The sequence below is a fragment of the Acinetobacter soli genome (assembly GCF_000760595.1).
Lineage (GTDB): Bacteria > Pseudomonadota > Gammaproteobacteria > Pseudomonadales > Moraxellaceae > Acinetobacter > Acinetobacter soli.
Map to the genome: position 1 here is coordinate 79,519 of NZ_BBNM01000008.1, position 25,075 is coordinate 104,593.

Annotated in this window: 20 protein-coding genes; 4 read left to right on the plus strand and 16 right to left on the minus strand. The window is 44.9% G+C overall.

Annotated elements, in window-relative coordinates:
- Positions 1 to 19 precede the first annotated feature (19 nt).
- Positions 20 to 1,681 (minus strand): L-lactate permease, encoded by a 1,662-nt coding sequence (lldP, locus tag Aso01_RS10775; protein ID WP_171063773.1) that lies wholly within the window; start codon positions 1,679 to 1,681, stop codon positions 20 to 22.
- 403 nt (positions 1,682 to 2,084) lie between these two features.
- Here lldP and Aso01_RS10780 point away from each other — a divergent pair, with 403 nt between their 5' ends.
- Positions 2,085 to 2,984: a LysR family transcriptional regulator gene (locus Aso01_RS10780; protein ID WP_004941710.1), complete on the plus strand. Its 900-nt coding sequence runs from the start codon at positions 2,085 to 2,087 to the stop codon at positions 2,982 to 2,984.
- Positions 2,985 to 3,127: 143 nt separating this feature from the next.
- A complete protein-coding gene (locus tag Aso01_RS10785; protein WP_004941713.1) occupies positions 3,128 to 4,501 on the plus strand; it encodes a phosphohexomutase domain-containing protein in 1,374 nt (457 codons plus the stop codon).
- Positions 4,502 to 4,556: 55 nt separating this feature from the next.
- Here the strand turns inward: Aso01_RS10785 and Aso01_RS10790 are convergent, their stop codons facing one another.
- The 5 genes from Aso01_RS10790 to galU all read right to left on the minus strand — a co-directional run bounded on the left by Aso01_RS10790 (position 4,557) and on the right by galU (position 11,155).
- A complete protein-coding gene (locus Aso01_RS10790; protein ID WP_004941716.1) occupies positions 4,557 to 6,206 on the minus strand; it encodes a PglL family O-oligosaccharyltransferase in 1,650 nt (549 codons plus the stop codon).
- Between the two features lie 98 nt (positions 6,207 to 6,304).
- On the minus strand, positions 6,305 to 7,318 hold the full coding sequence (gene galE / locus Aso01_RS10795) for a UDP-glucose 4-epimerase GalE (RefSeq protein WP_004941718.1): 1,014 nt from the start codon (positions 7,316 to 7,318) through the stop codon (positions 6,305 to 6,307).
- The gene (gene pgi / locus Aso01_RS10800) at positions 7,311 to 8,984 is read right to left on the minus strand and encodes a glucose-6-phosphate isomerase (RefSeq protein WP_004941722.1); all 1,674 of its coding nucleotides are present in this window, start codon (positions 8,982 to 8,984) and stop codon (positions 7,311 to 7,313) included. Before pgi ends, galE begins: the two co-directional genes overlap by 8 nt.
- The gene (locus Aso01_RS10805; RefSeq protein WP_004941725.1) at positions 8,981 to 10,252 is read right to left on the minus strand and encodes a nucleotide sugar dehydrogenase; all 1,272 of its coding nucleotides are present in this window, start codon (positions 10,250 to 10,252) and stop codon (positions 8,981 to 8,983) included. The genes pgi and Aso01_RS10805 overlap by 4 nt, the downstream gene beginning before the upstream one ends.
- Positions 10,253 to 10,279: 27 nt before the next feature.
- Positions 10,280 to 11,155, minus strand: coding sequence for a UTP--glucose-1-phosphate uridylyltransferase GalU (galU, locus tag Aso01_RS10810; RefSeq protein ID WP_004941729.1), 876 nt, complete (start codon positions 11,153 to 11,155; stop codon positions 10,280 to 10,282).
- Positions 11,156 to 11,539: 384 nt separating this feature from the next.
- Here galU and wbaP point away from each other — a divergent pair, with 384 nt between their 5' ends.
- On the plus strand, positions 11,540 to 12,958 hold the full coding sequence (gene wbaP, locus Aso01_RS10815) for an undecaprenyl-phosphate galactose phosphotransferase WbaP (protein WP_042065426.1): 1,419 nt from the start codon (positions 11,540 to 11,542) through the stop codon (positions 12,956 to 12,958).
- 62 nt (positions 12,959 to 13,020) lie between these two features.
- On the opposite strand, the gene Aso01_RS10820 is transcribed toward wbaP, so the two are convergent.
- The 10 genes from Aso01_RS10820 to tviB are packed head-to-tail and all read right to left on the minus strand — an operon-like array spanning position 13,021 to position 24,373.
- Entirely contained in the window at positions 13,021 to 14,895 is a 1,875-nt protein-coding gene (locus tag Aso01_RS10820; RefSeq protein WP_042065435.1) for a polysaccharide biosynthesis protein, read from the minus strand.
- Positions 14,896 to 14,927: 32 nt separating this feature from the next.
- Positions 14,928 to 16,121 (minus strand): DegT/DnrJ/EryC1/StrS family aminotransferase, encoded by a 1,194-nt coding sequence (locus Aso01_RS10825; RefSeq protein WP_004941741.1) that lies wholly within the window; start codon positions 16,119 to 16,121, stop codon positions 14,928 to 14,930.
- Positions 16,115 to 16,810, minus strand: coding sequence for an acetyltransferase (locus Aso01_RS10830; protein WP_004941743.1), 696 nt, complete (start codon positions 16,808 to 16,810; stop codon positions 16,115 to 16,117). Before Aso01_RS10830 ends, Aso01_RS10825 begins: the two co-directional genes overlap by 7 nt.
- A complete protein-coding gene (locus Aso01_RS10835; protein ID WP_004941746.1) occupies positions 16,791 to 17,405 on the minus strand; it encodes a sugar transferase in 615 nt (204 codons plus the stop codon). Before Aso01_RS10835 ends, Aso01_RS10830 begins: the two co-directional genes overlap by 20 nt.
- Positions 17,399 to 18,547, minus strand: coding sequence for a glycosyltransferase family 4 protein (locus Aso01_RS10840; RefSeq protein ID WP_004941748.1), 1,149 nt, complete (start codon positions 18,545 to 18,547; stop codon positions 17,399 to 17,401). Before Aso01_RS10840 ends, Aso01_RS10835 begins: the two co-directional genes overlap by 7 nt.
- Complete coding sequence (locus Aso01_RS10845) at positions 18,544 to 19,626, minus strand: glycosyltransferase (RefSeq protein WP_004941751.1); 1,083 nt, start codon at positions 19,624 to 19,626, stop codon at positions 18,544 to 18,546. Before Aso01_RS10845 ends, Aso01_RS10840 begins: the two co-directional genes overlap by 4 nt.
- A 12-nt stretch (positions 19,627 to 19,638) precedes the next feature.
- A complete protein-coding gene (locus Aso01_RS10850) occupies positions 19,639 to 20,739 on the minus strand; it encodes a glycosyltransferase (RefSeq protein ID WP_004941754.1) in 1,101 nt (366 codons plus the stop codon).
- Positions 20,736 to 22,031 (minus strand): lipid II flippase MurJ, encoded by a 1,296-nt coding sequence (locus Aso01_RS10855; protein ID WP_039910154.1) that lies wholly within the window; start codon positions 22,029 to 22,031, stop codon positions 20,736 to 20,738. The genes Aso01_RS10850 and Aso01_RS10855 overlap by 4 nt, the downstream gene beginning before the upstream one ends.
- 5 nt (positions 22,032 to 22,036) lie before the next feature.
- Positions 22,037 to 23,062 (minus strand): NAD-dependent epimerase/dehydratase family protein, encoded by a 1,026-nt coding sequence (locus tag Aso01_RS10860; RefSeq protein WP_004941759.1) that lies wholly within the window; start codon positions 23,060 to 23,062, stop codon positions 22,037 to 22,039.
- Positions 23,063 to 23,092: 30 nt separating this feature from the next.
- Positions 23,093 to 24,373 (minus strand): Vi polysaccharide biosynthesis UDP-N-acetylglucosamine C-6 dehydrogenase TviB, encoded by a 1,281-nt coding sequence (gene tviB, locus Aso01_RS10865; protein ID WP_004941763.1) that lies wholly within the window; start codon positions 24,371 to 24,373, stop codon positions 23,093 to 23,095.
- A gap of 276 nt (positions 24,374 to 24,649) precedes the next feature.
- Between tviB and Aso01_RS10870 the strand changes: the two genes are divergently transcribed.
- Complete coding sequence (locus Aso01_RS10870; RefSeq protein WP_004941764.1) at positions 24,650 to 25,033, plus strand: HEAT repeat domain-containing protein; 384 nt, start codon at positions 24,650 to 24,652, stop codon at positions 25,031 to 25,033.
- Positions 25,034 to 25,075 lie beyond the last annotated feature (42 nt).

Genomic DNA, 25,075 nt, shown 5'->3' on the forward strand with positions numbered 1-25,075 from the left:
TTTTCCTTATATCGTGAGTTTAGGGAATCATCCACGGCACAATATACGCCTGTACCGTCACAATGATGCCCACAAAGATGGTAAATATGATGCTATGTTTTACCGTAAAACGGAACAAATCCGATTCTTTGCCCACTAAACCCACCGCAGCACAGGCAATCGCAATTGACTGAGGTGAAATCATTTTGCCAGTCACGCCGCCACTGGTGTTGGCTGCTACCAGCAATACCTCAGGAATACCGATCTGCTGGGCGGTGGTGGCTTGTAATGCCGAAAACAAGGCATTCGATGAGGTATCCGAACCCGTTAAAAACACCCCTAACCAACCTAAAAATGGCGAGAAAAAGGTAAACGCATGGCCCGTATGCGATAAAGCAAGCGCCAAGGTGGCAGACAGTCCAGAATAGTTGGCAATAAATGCAAAAGCCAAGACCATCCCGATTGAATAGATCGGTACTTTTAGCTCATTTAAAGTTTCGCCAAAAGTCACCACAGCCTGCTTTGCATTCATTTTTAAGAAAATGATGGTGATCACTGCTGCAATAAAAATGGCCGTTCCGGTGGCAGAAAACCAGTCGAACTTATAAATTGCATCGTAGGGAGTATGCTCTGGCACAATCGGTGGAACTTTTTCGACCCATCGATGTAAGCCAGGTACTTCAATCTTGAAAATCCAGTGTTCCAATGCACCGCCTTTGGCAAACAATGCCTTAAATGGCTTGATGCTCCAGAGGGTGACCATGAGCGTCAGGATCATAAATGGCGACCACGCCTTGGCAATCTGACCTACGCGGTAATGTTGTACAGATTGAGGAGTAGTTTGAGTGTCTTCGGTCTGTTCGAATCTAAAAATATGCTTGGGTTGCCAGAATTTAAATAACACCGTCAAACTGACTAACGATGCAATCGCAGCCGTAATGTCCGGTAGTTCAGGCCCCAAAAAGTTTGAGGTCAGATACTGCGCAATCGCAAATGCTCCACCGCCCACCAAAACCGCAGGCCATGTTTCTTTCACGCCACGCCAGCCATCCATAATTGCCATAATCCAAAACAGTACAATGATCACCAGAAAAGGCAGCTGACGCCCCACCATCTGGCTGATTTCCATGGTATCGACCCCAGAAACCTGCCCTGCCACAATAATTGGAATTCCCATCGCGCCAAAAGCCACTGGTGCGGTATTCACAATCAAACACAGGCCTGCGGCATAGAGCGGTTTAAACCCTAAACCCATCAGTAATGCCGCGGTAATGGCAACAGGGGCACCAAAGCCTGCTGCACCTTCTAAAAAGGTACCAAAGGCAAATCCGACCAACAGCATCTGAAGGCGCTGATCTGCGGTAATTGATAAAATACTGGAACGAATAATGTCGAACTGTCCGGTTTTGACCGAAACTTTATATAAAAATACCGCTCCCAGAATAATCCACGAGATCGGCCATAATCCGTAAAAAAAGCCATAAATCACTGCACCAAAAGCCATTGCTGCTGGCATTTGGTAAAAAAACAATGCAATTAAAAGCGCCAGCACCACCGTAATGGTCCCCGCAACACTGCCTTTTAAACGCAATACGGCAAGTGCGATAAAAAAGAAAATAATCGGAATCAGCGCGACCAAACTGGATAGCCAGATATTATTTAGAGGGTCATAGGCTTGTTGCCAAACATGCAGCATTTTCATCTCCTTGAAATGCCGAGAATCATTTTGTTTTCAGGAAAAATACTCCTGTAAACCAGTCAATACGTTTAAATTGGTCATACCAATTTAGCTTTAAGCAAAAATATGCCAGAGGATTTCTATTTTTTGCATACTAAACTAGCTAAAATAGAATCTCAATGCTTATTTTTAATTTAAATTGGTCATACCAATATGAACTAAAGGGCATCGCTTGTCTTCTTGGTCATTGCGAAACACTGATGTAGGCATGAGACCAAGCATCCATCTACACGACAACTCCAGACGCAGATTGGCTGAAAATCCTAATCGATTGATTGGGTTCAATGTTATGATGAACACATGAATACTTTGCAAAGAGCCGTCGGTTTTCCCTTCTTTTATTTTGAATGGTTAAGGACAACACAACATGTTTGATCTTGATAGCCGATTACTCAATATTTTTTATCATGTTTATAAATCCAAGAGTGTTTCGACGGCAGCCGATGCGATTGGTGTGAGTCAACCGACCATCAGCAATGGCTTGATCAAAATTCGCCAGCATTTCGGCGACCCGTTGTTTTTACGTGTGGGCAATGAAATGATTCCCACCGAATTGTCCAAGCAAATTTTTCCGCTGATTAGTGAAGTGATCAACAAAGTTGAAAGTATTAATAATTTCAGTGTGAATTTCGATCCTTCCAAGTCGGATTTGCTGTATACCTTGGCCATGACCGATGTGTCGCATCTGGTGTTGTTGCCACAAATTACTCAGTTTTTAAATAAAAACGCACCGTTTATCCGGCTCAATGTCCGTCCGATTAGCTCAGAAACCAGCTATCAAATGGCAAACGGTGAAATCGATCTGGCCATTGGCTTTCTGCCTCAGCTCGAAGATGGTTTTTATCAACAGAAATTGTTTTCACAGCGTTATGTGGTGATTTCCCGTAAAAATCATCCACGCCTGCAAAGTGACCGCATCAGTATTGATGATTATATTCGTGAAATGCACATCGATATTGATGCTGGTGCTGGGCATTATCACATCGAAAATGAGCTGCAAAACAAAGGTTTAAGACGCAACGTACTCATTCGATTACCCAGTTATCTAGGCGTAGGGCTGGTGGTCCAGGAAACCGATGCGATTGCCACCGTACCGTATTATTTGAGTCAGGTCTTACTGGCACGCGGTAACCTGCAAATTTACGATGCACCGCTTGAGTTTCCCACCTATAGCATCAAGCAGCACTGGCATATGTGTTGTCATCACAAAACCAGCCATCAATGGTTTCGTCAATCGTGCTATGAAATTTTCAAAACCATTGCTTAAACATCAAATTGTGAATTCAAGCCGTTATATTTTGATGCAATTTACCGCGTCAGGCTTTTAACGATCTGGTTTAAACGATCATATTCTTTTCATGTGGCTTGGGTATAATGGGCGCACATAATTTTTTTAATATCTAATTCAAGATGACAACACTCACCTGCTTTAAAGCCTACGATATTCGAGGCAAACTCGGTACAGAACTAAACGAAGAAATTGCTTACAAAATTGGCCGTGCCTATGGTCAGATTTATCAACCTAAAACTGTCGTGGTCGGATGTGATGTCCGTTTAAGCAGTGAAGACCTCAAACAAGCCACTATTCGCGGTTTAAACGATGCCGGTGTCAATGTACTTGATCTGGGGATGACCGGTACTGAAGAGGTCTACTTTGGCGCTTTTCATCTAGATGTTCAGGGTGGTATTGAAGTGACTGCAAGTCATAACCCGATGGACTACAACGGCATGAAGCTGGTGCGTGAAAATGCGCGCCCTATCAGTGCTGATACTGGTTTAAAAGAAATTCAGGCACTTGCTGAAAGCAATGAATTTCATGATGTTGCGGTCAAAGGCACCACACAAGCGTATAACATCTTGCCAGAATTTATTCAGCACTTACTGACTTATATTGATACCAGCAAAATCCGCCCACTTAAATTGGTGGTCAATGCTGGTAACGGTGCGGCAGGCCACGTGATCGATGCACTTGAGCAAGAATTTAAAAGCCTGAACGTGCCAGTTGAATTTATCAAGATTCATCATGAAGCTGATGGCAGCTTTCCAAATGGTATTCCGAACCCATTACTGGTTGAAAACCGTGACAGCACGCGCAATGCAGTGATTGAACATCAGGCAGACATGGGGATTGCATGGGATGGCGATTTTGACCGCTGTTTCTTATTCGATGAAAAAGGCCAGTTTATCGAAGGCTACTATATTGTTGGCTTGCTTGCACAAGCATTCTTGTTGAAACAATCAGGGGAAAAAATTGTCCACGATCCACGTTTGGTCTGGAACACCCTTGATATTGTCGATGCTCATGACGGCGTCACGGTTCAATCTAAATCGGGGCATGCATTTATTAAACAAGTGATGCGTGAACACAATGCTGTTTATGGCGGTGAGATGAGCGCGCATCATTACTTCCGTGATTTTGCTTACTGCGACAGCGGTATGATTCCTTGGTTATTGGTATTAACCTTATTGTCTGAAACACAGCAATCGTTATCGACATTGGTTGAAAACATGATTGCCAAGTTTCCATGCAGTGGTGAAATCAACTTTAAAGTGGCCGATACCCAAGCCACCATTCAAAAACTATTTGATCACTACAATGATCAAAATCCCGAGATTGACCGTACCGACGGTGTGAGCCTAGACTTCGGAACATGGCGTATGAATGTCCGCGCCTCGAATACTGAGCCGCTATTGCGCCTGAATATCGAAAGTCGTGGTCATGATCAGGCAGCTCAACCGATTCAACAGTATGTCGATGAAGTTACTGCACTGATTCAGGCCTAAGCCATATCCACAAAAAAGGCGATTCCAAGAATCGCCTTTTTTTATTTCTCAAACATTACTTTGCTTGCTTGAGCGCCGATGCATTGGCCTGCTCTAAATCATAGAGTGAGTAGTCTTTTTTATGCAAACGACTTAAATAGCCAATCTGCTCTATGGCCTTATCGACCTGTCCATTTGCCAGCAATAATTGCGCGTACTTTTGCATATTATAAGGTGTGGCTTTGTTGTAGACCATTTTTTCAATTTGATTCAGCTGTTGCAAACTCAACTGAGCCACCGGACTTAATTTTAACCAGTCTAAACGCTGATCAAACTCGGTGAGAACCAAGATCTTGGCACTGCCCCAAATCTCAACATTGGGCGGCTGCTTTTTGATAATTCTGACACTATTGAGTTTATATAGGCTGTAATCGCGCCAGATCAGTGCCAGCAGAATAAAACCTGCAAGCCAAACCACACGGGTGATTCCACGCGGTAACGCGTACCATTTCTGATCGGGTGTCTGCGCTTGAATTAAGCCCATCAAGAAACCAACAGGCAATAAAAAATAAGCGTATTGCAGTGGATACTCCAACAAGGCATGAATCAACACGGCTGCCACCATTAAACTGGCCACAATCGACTCGATACGCTTGCTATGATAATTCAGCCAAATCATCCACAGTGTGAAATACACTAAAATGAGACCACCGAGTACTACACCATTCCAGACCAGAATATCCAGTACCACATTGTGCGAGCTATTAAACCAAACGTGAATTGTGTTGAATGGCATACTCGACAGTTCAGCCAGGCTGGTCTGGTTCCATCCATACCCTGTCCACGGCTGCTGCTGAATGGCGTGCAGCATCTGTTCCCAGATGCCGATGCGTTCATGCCCAGCGCTGGCGCGCTGCATGATGCTTGAGGTCTTGACTACATCGGTCTGATTTAAACTCTGGATCCATCGGGTCAATCGCGGAAACGCCAGCCCCACAGCAAAAAATCCAACACCCCACAGCATGATCCAGCCACGGTTGATACGGGTTGGATAGCGCCAAGATTTATACGCCCAGTAACCCAGAAAAAATAGTCCGAATACCCAAGCGGTACGTGACTGGCTTAAGGTAATAGCAAAAATGATTAAAGCTGCGACTGGCCAGAGATAACGCAGTTTCATGGCCTGCGTTTCTGCCAAATACAAACATGCCAAAAGCCCCATAATCAGAAAAGTTGACATATTATTGGGCTGGGCAAAATTTGCATAAGGTCGATGGCTATAAAGCGTCATCACGCCCGGCACATGGGCTTCTAAGTTCAGCCATTGCACACACGCAATCAGACTGGTGGTCAATGCAACGGCATAGAGTACATAACAACATTGGCGTAAGGTCTGCTGCTGATCCGTATGGGTTAAGCTGAGGTTATACCCTAACAGCACTGCGTACCAAAACCCCAGTAAATATGCGGTGGAGAGAAGTGCAGCACTTAGATCGATGACTAAGCCAAAACCCCATTGTAACAATGGAATAAAGACAATCGGCAAGCCCAGCAACTGAATGCGTGGCAAGCGGAGCGGTTGTTTTAAAAAGACAGTGAGTAAGGTGAGCAAGGCAGCGAAACTGAGCATTTCACTGGCAAAAGTCAACCATGGATAGCTATGATCGGGCGAAAGCCAAGCGAGACTGATCAGAACGGCGGTCAGAAGAAACAGAACAAAGCGCATAATCGCCACTACAAATTCGGATTGAGGCTATTATACACACGCCATGAATGACCACCATCCTTCGGGGTCATTCAAAAAGCTGAATTAAAAACGAAGATTTAATAACCTTGAGGATTCTGTTTTTGCCAGTTCCAGCTGTCTTTAAGCATATCTTCAAGTGTGTATTTGGGTGCCCAGTCCAGTTCATTCATTGCACGCTGATTATCGGCGAACGATGTCGCCACATCACCTTCACGACGCGGTGCAAATTCAAATGCAATGGGCACGCCATTGACCTGTTCAAAGGTATTTTTCACCTCAAGCACTGAAGAGCCTTGCCCCGTTCCAATATTCCACGCGCGGCAACCTTGAGCATTCAAACGGTTATTGAGTGCACATAAATGCGCATTGGCCAGATCGACCACATGAATATAATCACGTACGCCTGTACCATCGGCCGTGTCATAATCCTGTCCAAAAATCGACAGTTTTTCACGTCGACCAACCGCCACTTGCGTGACATAAGGCATTAAATTGTTTGGAATCCCCTGCGGATCTTCACCAATACGGCCACTTGAGTGTGCGCCCACCGGATTAAAATACCGCAACAGAGCAATCGACCAACGAGCATCGGCCAATGCCAACTTTTGTAGCATTTGCTCAACAATCAATTTGGTATAGCCATAATTATTCGATGGCATGCCTGTTGGCATATCTTCGTTTAACGGCGAGCTATTGGCTTCATCATATACCGTTGCAGACGAGCTAAAGACCAGTTTAAATACACCTGCACGCGCCATAGCATCGACCAGGTGAATACTTCCAGCAATATTATTGTCAAAATAAGTCAGCGGAATTTGCTGGCTTTCACCGACGGCTTTGAGTCCAGCAAAATGAATCACGGCGTCGATTTGAAACTGTTTAAACACCTGATCCAGCATTTGACTGTCTCGAATATCTCCTTCAACAAACTCCAGCGATTTTCCTGCGAGTGCTTCTACACGAACCAACGCTTCACGTGAGCTGTTAGACAGATTATCCAATACCACAACATCGTGATGCGCCTGAAGCAGCTCCACACAGGTATGCGAGCCAATATAGCCCGCACCACCCGTTACCAAAATTTTAGCCATCTGTTTTTTCCAATAAAAACTCGATCAACCCTTGTGTTGATGCATCCAAATGTGTGACTTCCGCTGTTTGCCCATTTAAAATCGGCAACAGTTCATTGGCAATTTCTTTGCCTTTTTCGACGCCCCATTGGTCAAATGGATTGATGTCCCAAATGACCGATTGTACAAATACTTTGTGTTCATACAACGCAATCAATTTACCCATGGTTCGAGGTGACAGCTCTTTTAACAACATGGTGGTACTTGGCTGATTACCTTCATACTGTTTATAGGCAGGAAGCTGTTCGAGTTCTTCAGGATTAAGCACCTGATTACCAAATGCCAGTAAGCGTGATTGCGCCAGACAGTTCGATAGCGCCAGTAAGTGCTGATCAATCAGCGTATCGGCAGTTTTGGCATAGGTAAAGTGGTTGGCATTATAACGTTTGATCGGCGCAATAAAGTCACAGCTCACTGAATGCGTGCCCTGATGCAGTAACTGATAAAAGGCATGTTGCGCATTCGGTCCAACTTCACCCCATACAATTGGACAAGTGGTATGTTCTACTTTATGGCCATTACGCTGAGTGGATTTACCGTTCGATTCCATTTCCAGCTGTTGTAGGTACGAAGTAAAGTATTTCAGGCGACCATCATAGGGTAAAACAGCATGGGTATTTAGCTTGAGATAATTGGTATTCCATACCCCGATTAATCCCATCAAAACCGGAAGGTTTTGAGAAAATTCGGTGTTCTGAAAATGCTGATCAATATTATGCGCACCGTCGAGGAACGCTTTAAAACCCTCAACGCCAATAGTCAGCGCAATCGGTAGACCAATACATGACCATAATGAATAACGTCCTCCAACCCAATCCCACAGTAGGAGTTGCTTGTCTGGATGAATACCCCATTCGGTCATTTTTTCAGGTTTGGTCGATACCCCGATAAAGTGGCTATTGAGTACCGCTTTTTCACGCCCGAGTGCTTTTTCCAGCCATTTACGCGCCGTATGTGCATTGGAAAGTGTATCAATGGTTCCAAACGATTTGGATGAAACAATAAATAAGGTGGTTTCAGGACGTAGCTGGTGCAGCATATCGGAGAGCTGACTACCATCCATGGTGGAAACAAAACGAATATTGAGTGGTTTTGCAGTTTTGACTTTAAAGTCGGAGAGCGCATGACTGACCATTAAAGGGCCAAGATCTGAACCACCAACCCCAATATTCACAACATCCTGAATGACTTCACCTGTTGCACCGCGGTACTGTCCTGCATGGATTTTATTGACCAGATCATACATCCGGTCAAGCTGCTCACCCACTTGTGCAGCAAGCTCTGGGTAAGTTTTATCATTTTCAGGTAAACGTAATGCCCAATGCATGGCTTCACGCTGCTCGGTATAATTGATTTTATTTTTTGAAAATAAGGTATCAATCCATTGCTTGAGCTGCTTTTCTTCAGCAAGCTCGACCAATGCATCGAGAATCGACGCATTAATCCGTTGTTTACTAAAATCGAAGACCAGATCGTCACAGCCTACACAATACTTGGTAAAACGATCCTGTTCCATTTCAAACAATTCATTTAAATGAACTGCTTCGTGCTGATCCATCAGCTGGGCAAGTTTTTGTTGAGGTGTTAACACTGTTTTCCTCGGAAAGTGCTCGATATTCTTATTCATAATCGACCTATACCCTCATAGGCAAACCCTTGTTGTTTTGTGTAGACCGGATCGTAGACATTACGTCCATCTAAAATAAACGGGTGAGCCATCAATTGTTGAAGTTTTTTATAATTTAAACTGAGATATTGTTTCCAGACCGTCAACACGCAAAGCGCATGTGCACCACGGGCTGCTTCATATTGATCTTCACACAAAATTAAATCGTCACGTTTTCCATATAGGCTCTGAATTACTTCCAGTGCTTGAGGATCGTGCAATTTTACAGTTGCACCTTGTGCCCACAAAGCCAATAACATGCTATGAATAGGAGAATTATGAATATTAGAGGTATTCTCTTTAAACGCGGCACCCCAAATGGTAATCACTTTACCCTTTAGATCACAGTGATAATAATTCCAGAGTTTACGAAACAACACTTCTTTTTGTTGCTCATTGATCTCCCAAACCTGTTCCAGCAAGCGACTTCTCGCTCCACTGCCCGAAACCACGTTTGATAACGTCAAAATGTCATGCGAGAAATTCTCGCCACCAAAACCAACACCAGCAGACAAATAGGCCGATCCAATCCGGGTATCTGCGCCCATACCCTCTTTTACATTCGCAATATCAATGCCAAGCTTCTCAGCGACCATGGCTAGATCATTCATGTAACTGATACGAGTAGCTAACATGCCAGAAATACTCAGTTTGGTAAATTCGGCATCTAAAATCGGCATAAACAAATATTGGTGATTGAAGCGAAAAAAAGGTCGTAGCATTTCATGCATAATCGTTTTGCTGTAATCGGACTCTACTCCGACAATCACATGCTTCACGCTCAATACGCTATTGATCGCATTACCTTCCTGAATCATATCGGGAAAATACACCCAATGATCTTTAGGAAGGTTTTGCTTGAGTTTTTCGGTACCATGTAAACCAAAAGTTGAACCATTGACCATCAAACGCGGATGAATAATCGGACGCGCATTAAGGCGCTGGGTCACCTCAAGGCCTTTTTCAAGTTCTGTTGGACTAAAGCAAAACAGGTAGGCCTCGATATCAAGCGGAATAGATGAGAATGAACAATCTTTTAAAAAACCGACTTGTCGTTGCTTGAGCAGCAGACGATTGACATCCTGCTCTTGGTAGGTCTGACAGACGAGTTGTTCTTCATGGCCGGTAAAATCATGATCGGTACACCAAAGGACTTCATTTCCGCGCTCTGCAAGTAATGCAGCCATAACGCCAGCATGAAGTGTGGTCCCAAAAATTGCTATTTTCATTCTCATCTACGCCGAAATTTCAAAATGTTAAATATCGAGCTCTTGTATCAGTTTTTTAAAGTCTTGCCCGAGCTGTGGGTGTTTTATACCATAATTGAGTACTGCTTTCAGATATCCTAATTTACTCCCGCAATCAAAAGTCTGACCTTGCATACGGTATGCTTCAACAGTTTCCACCTTTTGTAACAAGGCAATTGCATCGGTCAACTGAATTTCATTGCCTGCACCTTTAGGCGTTTGTTCTAACAATTGCATAATCTTTGCCGGTAAAACGTAACGCCCCACTACAGACAAATTTGATGGTGCAACATCTGGTTTTGGTTTTTCAACAATTCCTTTCATTACTTCACTCTGGCCCTCTCGAGGTGCCTGAGCTACGTCAACAATGCCATATTGATCTACCAAATGATCAGGCACTGCTTCAACCATAATTTGTGCCGCTTGAACTGCATCGAAACGTGCGATCATTTGCGCCAAATCATTTTGATTATTTTTTGCTTCTACCAAAACATCTGGCAGTAAAACTGCAAAATCATCTTCACCCACAATACTTTTGGCACATAATACGGCATGTCCAAGACCTAAAGGTTGTGGTTGACGAACGCTGACAATACTTACACCTTCAGGAACAATATGACTAATTTCTGCCAACAAGTCATACTTTTTTTTCATCTCGAGCGTGGTTTCAAGCTCAAAGTTGCGATCGAAGTAATTTTCGATAGACGCTTTAGAGGAATGTGTCACTAAAATAATTTGCGTAATTCCAGCTTCAACTGCTTCGCGGACTACATATTCAATGGCAGGGCGGTCTACCACAGTCACCATTTCTTTGGGAATTGACTTACTTGCAGGTAAAAATCGAGTGCCTAGGCCTGCGACTGGAAGAATTGCTTTTTTGATCATTGTAATTAAGTCACTAAAAGTTAAGCTATGAGCAATAAGTGAAGATCAGATTCTGAATAAATCATGTTGATTCATTAAACACTTACTCTTTTTAAGATCCTTAGCATACCCAAAAAAAGATGAAAACTAAATGAAATAAACCACCAAGATTTTAAAATTAAGTTTTAATTGAGAATAAAATTTCATTTATTGATTTGTGATTAATTCCCAAACCCTTCAGAAAACTATTATCCAAAACTTAACCTTTCTAGTACGAAGAACTTTTTCCAAATTGAAGTTTTAAATCTCACACTTCAAAGTACCAGCTCAACTGCCTTTACGCTTACTTGTGTTTCAAATGCAATTGTATAGAATACGTAGAGCCACAATTTTACTCAATCAATCATGAAACAAAAGCAAAAAAACATAATCAGCAGTCTGTTTCTGGCTTTATCAGACTTAACTGCATTTATTGTACCCTTGTATTTATCGATTCTAATTATTAATCCTTTTCTTAACATAGATGTACAAGCTATCGAAAAAGTAATCCATCTGCATTGGGTATTTGGTCTGATTTTGATTGTATGGTATGCGTTTTCACTCAAACACTATTCTCATCGAAAAAGTTTTTGGTATGAGTTACGTGAGATATTGAAATACACCACCATTATTACTTTGCTTGAATCGATTGTTTTCGTTTTTCTGGGTAAACAATCATTGCTTCTTTGTTTAGCCTTGTCTTGGATTATCATCACGCTTTTCACTGTGGTATTCAGAGTGCTTTGTAAAACTCTGCTTAATCAACTTCAATTGTGGAAAAAGGATACAACGATTATTGGTTGTGGAAAAAATGCACTAGATACTTATAAAGCCATTTGTAAAGACAAGAACTTGGGCTATACAATTACCGAGTTTATCGCAATTCATGACGAAATCATTGAACCTGAGTTGAAAGAACTTCCTGTAAAGATTCGAGTTCTTGATTCAGCCAGTTTATTTAAAACTTTAAATTCTGAAAAAAATTATATCGTGGCTTTAGAGTCTGAACACTTTAAGCTTCGTGAAGCATTATTACGCGAGTTTATTGTCAATCATTTCCAGTACGTTTCAATTGTACCCTCTTTACGAGGAGTTCCTCTTTATCGTACAGACATTTCATTTATTTTTAGCCATGAAATTCTCATGTTGCATATCCGTAGAAACATTTCCAGAATTTCTTCCATCATACTCAAACGGATCTTTGATCTTGTGGTTTCGCTATCCATCTTAATTGTACTTTCTCCAATTATGTTGTTTGTCTTTTTTAAAGTCAGAGCGGATGGTGGCCCTGCATTTTACGGACATGAACGCGTTGGAAAAGATGGCAAAACTTTCAAATGTTTAAAGTTTAGATCTATGGCGATCAACTCGAAAGAACTTTTGGAAAAGATTTTGGCAACAGACCCAGAAGCACGCAAAGAATGGGAAGAAACATTTAAATTAAAAGATGATCCTCGTGTCACCAAAATTGGTCAATTTCTTCGTAAATCTAGCCTAGATGAACTGCCTCAGCTTTTTAATATTTTAAAAGGTGAAATGAGTCTTGTTGGGCCTCGCCCCATTACAGCAGACGAACTTAAACGCTATGAAGATGATGTTGCTTATTACTTAATGACCAAACCCGGTTTAACTGGTTTATGGCAAGTGAGTGGACGAAGTGATGTCGACTATGCAACTCGAATATATTTCGATGCATGGTATATCAAAAACTGGTCGCTATGGAATGATTTAGTGATTGTACTCAAAACAGTCAAAGTCGTTGTCATGCGTGAGGGGGCTTATTAAGCTCTCTTAAATGATTATGCTCTTCTAAACTTATGTGAATGATAGAAGAGCATATTTTTCATTTAACTCACCACAACTTTATCGCTGCGTTTGTAACCATCCACATAGCATTCCAGCTGATCTAAAATGCTATCCAAATCATTTCGATGCGTATAACTATGCTGAATCAGTTCCATTAGGCCCTTAATTTCATTTAATGCAAACTGCTTTTCAAATGACTTTACAATTCGCTCATGAGCAGTGGGCTGTACATTACTTCGCTCAATCAACAACTCTTCATAAAGCTTTTCGCCCGGGCGTAAACCGGTGTAGTGAATTTCGATATCACCTTCATCATCTGCATGCTCTTTGAGCTTAAGACCACTTAAGGCAATCATTTGTGCAGCCAAATCTCGGATTTTGACTGAATCACCCATTTCAAGCAAAAATACATCTCCCCCCTCACCCATGGCACCCGCCTGAATCACCAGAAGTGCCGCTTCGGGAATGGTCATAAAGTAGCGGGTTACCTCAGGATGCGTCACGGTAATCGGGCCACCCGCTGCAATTTGCTTTTTAAAAAGTGGCACTACCGAACCCGAAGAGCCCAATACATTACCAAAACGCACAATACTGATGCGGGTTTTTGGCTGTGTGGCCGCAACCGCCTGACAATACAACTCAGCAAGACGCTTGGATGCGCCCATCACATTGGTCGGGCGAACCGCCTTATCGGTCGAGATCAGTACAAAGGTTTCTACCTGTGCAGCAACGGCTGCATTTAAACTTTTAGCAGTCCCGACACTGTTGTTGCGTAGACCTTCTATCGGATTGGCCTCAACCAAGGGCACATGCTTATAAGCCGCAGCATGATAGACCGTCTGTACCTGATACTGCTGCATAATTCGGGTCAGTTTTTTTTCGTTAAATACCGAGCCCAAAATTGGCAGCACATTGCTGGCAATCTGCTGTAATTCCTGATGAATGCTATACAGTGAAAATTCGGACTGCTCAAATAAAATCAATAATGCTGGTTGACGCTGTAAAATCTGCCGGCACAGTTCTGAGCCAATTGAGCCCCCTGCTCCTGTCACCAGCACGACTTTAGCGCGAATATTTTTATCGAGCAGTTCGACGTTGGGAGGAACAGGCTCTCGCCCCAGCAAGCTCTCGATATCCACTTCGCGAATATCCGAAATCCGCAGTTGCCCATCGATAATCTGCTCAACACTCGGAATTTCTCGCACCGGTAATGCCAGCGACTCCAGCTTTTGAATAATTTTCATTTTTTGCTGACGTCCAATCGAAGGAATCGCCAGCAAAATCTCGTGCAAATGAAAGCGCTGTTTGAGTTGTAGCAACTCATCTGGCGCATACACTTTGAGCCCTTGAACCATCTGGCCTTGTAAGCCCGGTTGGTCATCTAAAAAGAGTACCGGAATATGGTTTGAAGAGCGCTCTAGCACCAGCGCCATTTGTTGGCCCGCATTGCCCGCACCATAAATGGCAACACGGGTCTTTTCAATATGACTGTATAAGGTATTGTTAATAACAATACGGATACAGGCCCGACTACACCAGACCCATGCAAACAATAACGACCCAAAAATGATGGGAATACTCATCGGTACAAAGGCGAGTCGTAATTTGGCGACCACATACAGCGCGATCATGTTCAATAAGACTGCCAAGGCCAGACGTAAAATAAAGTTTTCGTTAAAACTGCGAATCACGGCGCGATAAACACCCGTCAGCCACAAACAACCTAACCCAAGCACAATGACCAGAAGCGGCCACCAGCTCATACCTGCCATGATTGGGGTTTTATAATTAAATAAACGAATGGCAAACGCAAACCACATCAGAAGTGGCAATACACAAGCATCGATCAGCAGCAACAGCGTTTTTTTCTGCAGACGACCGAGTCCAGATAAGTAGTTGAGGTAAATCTTGACCATGCCTGTTTTCATTTGAGTTGCCATTGCGTTGGTCACTGGGTCTGCGTACGCGCAGCATCTAATTGCTCAAGTACCTGCTGAATGGCACTCAAGGTCTGCTGCATATTGTCTTGGGTTAAGGTTGGATGCACCAAAAACATCAGGCTGGTTTCCCCTAAAGCGCGTGCATTGGGCAATCGCTGTGCAGGGCGCCATGGCGTGTGGTCAAAAGCATGTTCGAGATAAACTTCAGAACATGAACCACTGAAACACGGCACGCCCAGTGCGGTAATTTCTTGCATGATTCGATCACGTGACCAACCCGGTGGCAATTGTTCTGGCATCACCTGTACATAACATTTGTAATAGGCATGTACTGTATCGACGGCAGGTTTTGCCACCAAAAAATACGGCGAATTTTCAAAGGCTGCCAGAATTTGCATGGCATTTTGGGTACGCAGCAATGTCCATTCGGCCATTCGTTTGAGTTGAATGCGGCCAATGACCGCTTGCATTTCCATCATACGCCAGTTGGTTCCAAAGGAATCATGTAACCAGCGAAATCCGGGTGGATGTGGGGTGTGATACACGCTGTCATAGTTTTTACCATGATCTTTATAGGCCCACATTTTTTTCCAAAGATATTCATCTTGTGTGGTGACCATACCGCCTTCACCCCCGGTGGTCATAATCTTGTCCTGACAAAACGACCATGCACCAATATGCCCAATTGCACCCGCAGATTTGCCTTTATACGATGCACCATGTGCCTGCGCACAGTCTTCAATCACATAAATACCGCGCTCTTGCGCCAGTTGCATAATCGGGTCCATATCACACATCCACCCCGCCAGATGGACACAGATAATGGCTTTGGTATTGGGCGTAATGACAGCTTCAATGGTGGCTCTAGAAATATTCTGAGAATCCAGTTCAACATCGGCAAAAACCGGATTGGCACCCGCAGTGACAATCGAGCTGGCCGAAGCCAAAAAGGTACGTGATGTGACCACCACATCGTCTCCTGCACCGATATCTAGCGCCTTTAAAGCCAAATCCAGTGCAGTGGTGCCATTGGAAACTGCGACCGCGTAGGCAGCACCCGCCCATGCGGCAAATTCTTTTTCAAAATCACGGCAATGTTGACCCGTCCAGTAATTGACCCGATTGGAGAGCAGCACATTCGAGACTGCATCCGCTTCTTCTTGGGTAAAACTGGGCCATGGGGCGAAGGCAGTATTTAACATGCTGAAGGTCCTGATCTTGATATCTTGATAATACGGGCTGGATTACCCACCACCGTTGCGCCATCGGGAACGTCGTCGATGACGACGGCCCCCATTCCCACCACAGCGCCACGACCAATCATTAATGGCCGAGTGGAGGTTCCCTGCCGCAGCATGGCGCCAGCACCAATATAGGCGTGATCACCAATATGCACATTGCCGTTGCACTTGACCGACGGTGCAAACGTGACGTAATTGCCAATCACACAGTCGTGTGCCACATAACTAAAATAATTGGCATGAAAGAAATCGCCTACACGAATATTCGAGCTGAAATGCACATGATTGCACAGTACGGCGCCTTGTCCAATCTGCACATCATCCATCTGGATCTGGGTCGCAGCCCATACACTCCAGTGCTCAAGCGAGTGTTGTTCGAGCTTTTGTACCAGTCGTTCACGTATCTGGCTGTTGGCGATGGCAATACAGACATATTTCGCTGTCGCTTCAAGTGCCACAAATGCATCAAACGACAGCACACGGTGTCCATTGACCCATTCAGCCGATTCGGCATCATCGATAAATACCAGTTCGTAAGCACTCTCTAAATCAGCCGCCTGCAACTGGGCACGCGCCAGCGGCATGACACCGCGCCCAAAACCACTGGCGCCATAAATGGCATAAAGCGTTTTAAGGGGTTCGCTCGTCATCTTTTGGATTTCCGGTAAATCGCGTCATGGTCACGGCCTCAGACTGATTGATGCCTTCTTTAATCAGCACCTTTTTGACGGTCTGTAGCATGATTTTAAAATCAAGCCAGATCGACTGATGCTCGACATACCAAGTATCGAGTTTAAATTTTTCCTGCCAGCTAATCGAGTTACGCCCATTGACCTGTGCATGGCCGGTCATGCCCGGGCGTACATTGTGCCGCTTGGCCTGCTCTTCGTTATACAGCGGCAAGTATTCCATTAACAATGGACGCGGTCCGACAATACTCATGTCGCCTTTAATCACATTCCATAGCTCGGGCATTTCATCAAGACTAGTCGAGCGTAGCATCTTACCAAAGGGTGTCAGTCGCTGATCATTCGGCAAAAGCTGCCCAGAGGCATCACGTGCATCGGTCATGGTGCGAAACTTAATCATATCAAAAGGTTTGCCATGCAAACCTGGACGTGTCTGACGAAACAGTACAGGTGAGCCCAAATTTTTACGGACTTTATACGCCACATACAGATAAAGCGGCGATAAAACCACCAGTGCAGTGGATGCAATCACAATATCAAGGCTTCGTTTTAGCATGACGGCTTCACACCCATTTCGGTCAGCATGTGTGCATTCACCCGATGCACATCATATTTGGTTAAAGCAATTTCCCGAGAACGTTGTCCCATATCTTCTACTCGTGCTGGCTGGTCGATACACTGCTGCATCGCATTCACCAACGCATCTACCGATTTTACTGCAACCAGATAACCATTTTCATCTTCAATCACGGTTTCACGGCAGCCCGGTGCATCGGTGGTAATGACAGCACGGCCCATCGCCATGGCTTCTAGCACGGTACGTGGCGTACCTTCACGATATGAGGGCAATACATAGACCGATGTTGCGGCAATGGCCGGACGAACATCTGTGAGTTTACCCCAATACATGACGCGTTGCTCTTGCACCCATTGATCCAGTTCTTTTTGGTCAATTGCAGACGGATTCTGGTCAATCCAGCCCACCAGATGAAATTCGATCTCGGGATACGTGGCTTTAATTTTCGCAGCAGCAGCGGCATATTCTCGCACACCTTTATCGCCGAGCAAGCGTGCGATCAATAGAAACGCCACTTTCGGCTGCCCGTTTGACTGTCTTGGCAATTCAACCTGATCAAATTTAGCCAGATCAACCCCTGAGCCATTGACAACCACGGCAGGCTTATTGCGCTCGATCAAATTCATGTGTCGAAACAGCGCCAGATCGTCTGGATTTTGAAAAAAAACCTTATCGCTATAGGTCAGGGCTTTTTTATACAGGCCGTGCACAGCACGCTGAAACAAACTTTTGGCCTGCCCCTCACCACGCTGAAATGCATAGCCCAATCCGGTAATCAGGGCAAAGCGCTGTGGCACGCGAGCAAGCCATGCCGCCCATGTGCCATAGATCACAGGTTTAATGGTATAAGACAACACCATATCTGGCTGTAACCGACGAATCACGCGATATAACGCAAATAGCGTGTTCAGATCGGCCAGCGGATTGGTCCCTGTACGCTGCATAGGAACTTCGAGCAGCGTATAGCCTAACTGTGTCAGTGCTGTCACTTGTTCGGGGAAATCGGCATGATTGGGCGCAATCACGACAACTTCATGCCCTTGTGTGGCAATGGCTTCTAAAAGTTTGCCTCGAAAGTTGAGTACCGACGGCAAATAACTGCTAATCATTAAAAATTTCATTGGCAAGAGGCCCAAAGTGCTGCGTATTGGTCCGCAACATGATCAAGACTAAACTGTGCAGCAACACGTGCACGCGCTTGGGTTTTTAAAATCTGTTGGTCTGTATCGGACAATTTAAAATAATGCGTTACTGCATCGGCCAATGCATCGACATCACGCGCAGGGACCACATAGCCAGTCTCTTGCACAATGAAGCCTGCATCGCCCACATCGGTGGTCACACAAGGCACACCCGAAGCCATCGCCTCGATCAGTACCGTTGGTAGGCCTTCGGTAATTGAGGTCATCACCAGCAGATCCAGCCCTTGGTAAAAACGTGGCATATCGTGGACTGGCCCGAAGCATATCACTTTATGCGGTGCAATCTGATAGCGCTGCATTAACTCGGCAATCTCAGGCTGCTCTGCCTCTACGCCCTTACCCGCCAGATGAAAGACCACTGGAAGCGCTTGCAGCTTCGCGATCATGGCAAATAAATACTCGAAACCTTTGGCAGCATGGTAGCGTCCGGCAAATCCAATCACCATCGGCGTGTGACGCTCGGCTTGAGTATGAAAGTCTTGCAGTGTAATTCCGTTGGGAATTACACTGCCGCGTGCCGAGTGAAACCCAAATTGTTGATGCTGCTGAGCCGCGGCATGCGCACAATATACAATGGCCTCGGGGCGAGCCGAAAGACGACGACTAAGCAGTAAAGCCAGTTTGGTGCTGTTTGACTCATCTTTGAGCGCAGCCAAGGAGTGATGAATTCCCCATACAACGGGTGGATGCGACGCCCCACCCAAACAGGCCAGCGAGACCAGCACATTGGCATGATACATCCAGCACTGGATCACCGCCGGCTGAAGCGCTTTGATCTGCCGGCGCAACTGTAGCAAACAAGACAAAGTATTGATGCCGTTCCAGTGCAATGCCTTTACCGATGCACAACGATCTAGTGCAGCTTGATAAGTATCATTGACCCGCATCAGCGCGATCACATGATGTTCGTGCTCGGGCTGTGCCTGAATCAGACGCGAGAGCATGCTCTCTGCGCCACCCAGCGCAGAAAAGTTTGTAATAACATGCAACACCTTCATGCGCTGCCTCTCCTAAATCAGGGCCAGATAGGCCTGTGTAATGGCATCCAAGCCATAGACCTGTTCTGGATGTTGAGCCCGATCTGTCTGGATGTCGCCCTGTAAAACCCTAAACAGTGCATCGCTCAGTGCCGCCTGATCCTGATTGGGCACCAAAACACCATAGCGCCCCTGCTCCAGAATTTCACGTGGCCCACTCGGACAATCGGTCGACACAATATTGAGCTTTAAAGCCAATGCCTGAATCAGCGCACCGGGTAATCCTTCCCATTTTGAGCTCATCACATACACATCGGCCTTGGCCATGTATGCAAATGGATTGGCACGAAAGCCCGGCAGTGCCACATATTGTTGAAGCCCTAAAGTATGAATCAGGCTCTCTAACTCAGCGCGCTGCTCACCTTCGCCCAGAATAAAGAGATGTGCCGGCGTGCGCTGGATCAGCTGAGCAAACGCATGCAGCAACAGCGGATAATTTTTGGCTTCGGTTAATCGCCCAGCCGCCACAATCACAGGTATGCTACGCTCGGGCTGAAACCAAGGCTCTTCAACTGTTGCTTGGGCCAGTTGGTATAGCTCCGGCGTAATCACGGGATCGTAAATCACGTGTGTTTTCGGCAAGGCAGTACCCAAATACTGCTGCATATCGTCTGCTACGCCTTGCGATACCGGAACCAAAACATCACAGCGCTGATACACCCAGCGCATCGCGCTTTGTAGTAGCCACTTTTTTAGGCCAGTACGATGTTTTAAATTCACACTGGCTGTACTGGTTTCGCGGCAAATCAGGCGTGTTTTGATACCCGATAACTGTTTTGCCCAATACACCATAATATTGGTGTGGGTCATGGTGCTAATCAGCGCATCGGGCTGTACCTGCTTGAGCCATGCCACCAATGGCCGCGTCATGTACTTCACCTGACCACAGGCCAAATCGACCAAATGCACAGCAGGAGTCAACTCAGCTTTGAGTTTGGATTTTTCGCCTGCAAGATTGACCGCAATGACGTAAGTTTCCAGTCCGGCATTGGCAAAACCATTGGCCAGCAATACTGCGGTACGTTCAGCACCGCCGCCGCCCAAAGTCGGAATGATCAAGGCTACTTTTTTCATTGCGGACGTTTCCTATACAGCACAATGTGCGTGAGTAAATACACAGCCGATACCAGATACACCAGCATCAGGGCCCAGCCTAGGCTTTCTATGCCCTTGCCTAAATACACAATCCAGTAGGCACCCGACAAAAAAAACAAGACCAGTGAAATGAGATTGCCGAGCACAAAAATACGCGAAATCCGTAACGATACCACAAGCCTCGACAGCAGCACACACGGCACATAAAACGGAATATACAGCAGCAAATACTTTAAAATATAGGCCACCTGTACCGTGCTTTCGGCACTAAAGCGACCACGCTCGAACACCAGCGCGACAATAGGCTCTACAAAAAAATACAGCGGCAACAGCAACAGCGCAAACACCACAAAGCTCAAAGCCGCCAGCTTTAATCCTTCGCGAATTCCGTGGGCAGAGTCTTTTACAATCTGCTCGGCAATATGCGGGAACAACACCGAATTGATAATAATGCCGACCAGCATCAGGCCCGTAGACACCAGTTTGGTGGCATAGTTCAAACTCGCCACCTGCCCATCGCCTAAATAACCCGCCAGATAATTTGAAATGACTGGTAATAAACCCAAAATTGCCGATGAAAACACAATCCAGAAAAAATCTTGAATCAATGGTCGATGCTTATAAAAGAGCACACTACGCGGGCGCTGCCACTGAAACGCGATCTGCCGCCGTAAGGTCAGATACTGCCCCGCCAAACGTAGCCCAAAGCCCAAATACCAGCCGCAGGTGAGCAACAGTGCCGCAGGAATCTGCTGAATGCTGAGTAGCACAATGGTGCCCAAAGGAATAAATAGCGAAAATAGATTGTTGATCAGGCTTCGTTTTTCGGCATTTAGAATGCTGTCAAAATAAGAGGTCAGACCTTGTACCACAATCATAGGCGCAAGCAGCAGGCCTATTGTGATGATTTGCTGATTTTTTTCGGGTGTGGCATGCAAAAAAAATGGCTGTAACAACACACTATATGCCACGCAAACCCCACTGAGCAGCACTAAAAACAGCAGGTTCAGCCCCATCATTTCGGAGAAAAATAGCGCTTGTGCCTGCTCAGCCTTGGCCTGCAAATAGGCAGGCATAATGGTGGCATTGATGGATGAGCCGTATAAACTGACCAGATACAGCGGAACGCTTAAGGCCAGATAAAATACGTCAATTTGACTGGATACCCCAAAGTGATAGGCCACCAGCATTTCTTTGACAAAGCCTAATGCACTAACAGCCAGACCAATTAAAAGTACCAGTGCAGACGACGACAGAAGCTTTTTATACATTGAAATCAGGTTAAATCCTGCACATACCACTGCATGGCCTGTTCAATACCTTGTGCAAATTTATGTGTCGGTACATAACCCAGTAAGTGACTAATTTTGGAGATATCCGCTTGAGAGTGTCTTACATCTCCTGCACGGAACTCCCGATGTACCGCATCTTTTGCGTATTGCACATGATTATTCGCAAGTGCATTACGAATTGCCTCAAACAACTGATTGAGCGTGGTACGGTCACCAACTGCCACGTTGTACACCTGATTCTTGGCCGCTTCTGATGAGGTGGTTGCAGCCAACAGATTGGCTTGTACTGTATTTTCAATAAAGCAGAAATCGCGACTGGTTTCGCCATCACCGTTGATAAACACATCTTGGCCCTGAATCATGGCTGCAGTCCATTTTGGAATAACCGCCGCATAGGCACCATTTGGATCTTGGCGCTGACCAAAGACGTTAAAATAACGCAGGCCGATACACTCAAAGCCATAACTACGTGCAAAGACATCGGCATAGATTTCATTAACATACTTGGTAACCGCATAGGGTGAAAGTGGCTTACCAATATTGTCTTCAACTTTAGGTAATGCGGGGTGATCACCATAGGTAGAGCTACTGGCAGCATAGGTAAAGCTTTTCACATGCGCATCTCGAGCCGCGACCAACATATTTAAAAAGCCGCCAATATTGACACTATTGGTGGTAATCGGATCGTCTAATGAACGTGGTACAGAACCGAGTGCAGCCTGATGTAAAACGTAATCGACGCCCGCACATGCCGCATGACAGGTGTGCAGATCGCAAATATCACCTTCAATAAAACGAAAATTGGCCCACTGTTCAGCGCTGACCAAGCCTTGAACTTCATCTAAATTGTGCTGATGCCCTGTGGCAAAGTTATCTAGCCCCACCACACGCTGGTTTAATTTCAGCAAGGTTTCGAGCAGATTTGAACCAATAAAACCTGCAACCCCTGTCACCAACCATGTGCTGGGTGTCGCTTTGAGCGACGTACACAGATCTTGATAAGCCGTCATGATGATCTCTCCACTTAACCGCACTACAACTTACAAACGGATATCCGACTGCGCGTGATCCAGTACATATTTTAAATCGTAGACCACATGATTGGCACGTCCTAATGCATGAATCGCTTCACTGCCCATCGCTTTAAACTGATCATGGGCGACCGCTAAAATAATCGCATCGTAATGACCTTGCTCAGGCTGGGCCACCAGATCAATCGCGTATTCATGACGCGTTTCTTCAGCATCTGCCCACGGGTCGTAAATATCGACCTGCATATTGAAGTCTTTTAGCTCCGTCACGATATCAACAATTTTGGTATTACGAATATCGGGACAGTTTTCTTTAAAGGTCAGGCCCAAAATCAGTACCTTGGCATCTTCAATCTGGATGCGCTTTTTGTTCATGGTTTTGATGAGCTGATTGGCCACATACATGCTCATGTTGTCGTTTAAACGACGGCCTGCCAGTATAATTTCAGGGTGATACCCAATGGCCTGTGCCTTGTGGGTCAGGTAATACGGATCGACCCCGATACAGTGGCCCCCAACCAAGCCCGGACGAAACGGTAAAAAGTTCCATTTGGTGCCTGCAGCTTTAAGTACTGCTTCGGTGTCGATGCCCATTTTATTAAAAATAATCGCCAATTCATTAATCAGGGCAATATTGACATCACGCTGGGTGTTTTCAATGACCTTGGCTGCCTCAGCCACCTTGATACTTGGTGCCTTATGGGTGCCAGCTTCAATAATCAACCGATACACCGCATCGACATAATCTGCAATTTCAGGGGTAGAACCCGCCGTGATTTTTAAAATATTGGTCACACGGTGCGCTTTATCGCCAGGATTGATACGCTCGGGGCTATAACCCGCAAAAAAATCCTGATTGAAGCTTAAACCCGACACTTGCTCTAAAATCGGCACGCAGACATCTTCGGTTGCGCCTGGAAATACCGTCGACTCATACACCACCACATCGCCTTTTTTAAGTGCGCGACCAATGGTTTGTGACGCTTTGATGAGCGGTGTGAGGTCGGGCTGTTTAAACTGGTCAATCGGGGTGGGTACAGTCACAATAAAGAAATTGCAATCTTGCAAATCTGAGACATCGCACGAATAGTGCAAATGCTTGGCCTGTTGCAGCTCATCTGCACTGACCTCAAGCGTATGGTCTTGCCCCTGCTGTAGCTCGCTGATGCGTTTTTGATGGATATCAAACCCGACGACAGCAACATGCTTGCCAAACTCGACGGCCAGCGGTAAGCCCACATAGCCCAAACCAATGATAGCAATACGAAGATTTTGAAGATCTAGAGGCATGCAAGACGACATAAACGTTGATTATTCTGTGAATAGATGCAGTTATTCTACAACATTCTCCCTATCGGAATGTGTCATTTTTTTCGTTATACTTTTATTAGAGATTTTTAATAATAACAAGAAATATAAAGCAGAATTTACAATTGCGAAGCAAAGCACTTTTTTGTAAATCTACGTAAATTTAATCACAATTAACATAAAAATATTTTTAAAAATTAATATCTTAACAATGTTGATATATGTAAAATAAAAATCAATAAAGTATAGGATTACTTTATGATTATAGAGGGTTTCGCATTGAAAGCTGAATTTGAGTTTTTGGTAAAATTGACACAATCCAATTCTCTGGATGTGAGATTAGCTGCAATCGGTGCGATAGCCAAAACCACCGAGCATAAAGCATTTGTCATTAGTACCTTATCTAACATCATCAAATTTGGTAGTGCAAAAGAAAAATGTGCAGCAATTCAGGCACTCGGTGAACTAGGAAGCCAAGATGCGATACGCATTTTGGTGGATGAAATACAAACCCCAAATAACCACTCTATTAAAAAATTAGCTATAACCGCTTTGGGTGAGGCGATAAAAAAGATGGAGGTAAATGAATTACAAGAGGACAAAACAGGCCATGAACAAAAACTAAGATTAAGAGTTATGTAGGTATTACTTGCCTAATCAATTGTAAGATCAAAGTAAGTATTA

What these genes read in the sequence shown, in the direction of transcription:
- lldP (WP_171063773.1), bottom strand. Translation starts at nt 1,681, where the DNA reads ATGAAAATGCTGCATGTTTGGCAACAAGCCTATGACCCTCTAAATAAT.
- Aso01_RS10780 (WP_004941710.1), top strand. Translation starts at nt 2,085, where the DNA reads ATGTTTGATCTTGATAGCCGATTACTCAATATTTTTTATCATGTTTAT.
- Aso01_RS10785 (WP_004941713.1), top strand. Translation starts at nt 3,128, where the DNA reads ATGACAACACTCACCTGCTTTAAAGCCTACGATATTCGAGGCAAACTC.
- Aso01_RS10790 (WP_004941716.1), bottom strand. Translation starts at nt 6,206, where the DNA reads ATGCGCTTTGTTCTGTTTCTTCTGACCGCCGTTCTGATCAGTCTCGCT.
- galE (WP_004941718.1), bottom strand. Translation starts at nt 7,318, where the DNA reads ATGGCTAAAATTTTGGTAACGGGTGGTGCGGGCTATATTGGCTCGCAT.
- pgi (WP_004941722.1), bottom strand. Translation starts at nt 8,984, where the DNA reads ATGAATAAGAATATCGAGCACTTTCCGAGGAAAACAGTGTTAACACCT.
- Aso01_RS10805 (WP_004941725.1), bottom strand. Translation starts at nt 10,252, where the DNA reads ATGAAAATAGCAATTTTTGGGACCACACTTCATGCTGGCGTTATGGCT.
- galU (WP_004941729.1), bottom strand. Translation starts at nt 11,155, where the DNA reads ATGATCAAAAAAGCAATTCTTCCAGTCGCAGGCCTAGGCACTCGATTT.
- wbaP (WP_042065426.1), top strand. Translation starts at nt 11,540, where the DNA reads ATGAAACAAAAGCAAAAAAACATAATCAGCAGTCTGTTTCTGGCTTTA.
- Aso01_RS10820 (WP_042065435.1), bottom strand. Translation starts at nt 14,895, where the DNA reads ATGGTCAAGATTTACCTCAACTACTTATCTGGACTCGGTCGTCTGCAG.
- Aso01_RS10825 (WP_004941741.1), bottom strand. Translation starts at nt 16,121, where the DNA reads ATGTTAAATACTGCCTTCGCCCCATGGCCCAGTTTTACCCAAGAAGAA.
- Aso01_RS10830 (WP_004941743.1), bottom strand. Translation starts at nt 16,810, where the DNA reads ATGACGAGCGAACCCCTTAAAACGCTTTATGCCATTTATGGCGCCAGT.
- Aso01_RS10835 (WP_004941746.1), bottom strand. Translation starts at nt 17,405, where the DNA reads ATGCTAAAACGAAGCCTTGATATTGTGATTGCATCCACTGCACTGGTG.
- Aso01_RS10840 (WP_004941748.1), bottom strand. Translation starts at nt 18,547, where the DNA reads ATGAAATTTTTAATGATTAGCAGTTATTTGCCGTCGGTACTCAACTTT.
- Aso01_RS10845 (WP_004941751.1), bottom strand. Translation starts at nt 19,626, where the DNA reads ATGAAGGTGTTGCATGTTATTACAAACTTTTCTGCGCTGGGTGGCGCA.
- Aso01_RS10850 (WP_004941754.1), bottom strand. Translation starts at nt 20,739, where the DNA reads ATGAAAAAAGTAGCCTTGATCATTCCGACTTTGGGCGGCGGCGGTGCT.
- Aso01_RS10855 (WP_039910154.1), bottom strand. Translation starts at nt 22,031, where the DNA reads ATGTATAAAAAGCTTCTGTCGTCGTCTGCACTGGTACTTTTAATTGGT.
- Aso01_RS10860 (WP_004941759.1), bottom strand. Translation starts at nt 23,062, where the DNA reads ATGACGGCTTATCAAGATCTGTGTACGTCGCTCAAAGCGACACCCAGC.
- tviB (WP_004941763.1), bottom strand. Translation starts at nt 24,373, where the DNA reads ATGCCTCTAGATCTTCAAAATCTTCGTATTGCTATCATTGGTTTGGGC.
- Aso01_RS10870 (WP_004941764.1), top strand. Translation starts at nt 24,650, where the DNA reads ATGATTATAGAGGGTTTCGCATTGAAAGCTGAATTTGAGTTTTTGGTA.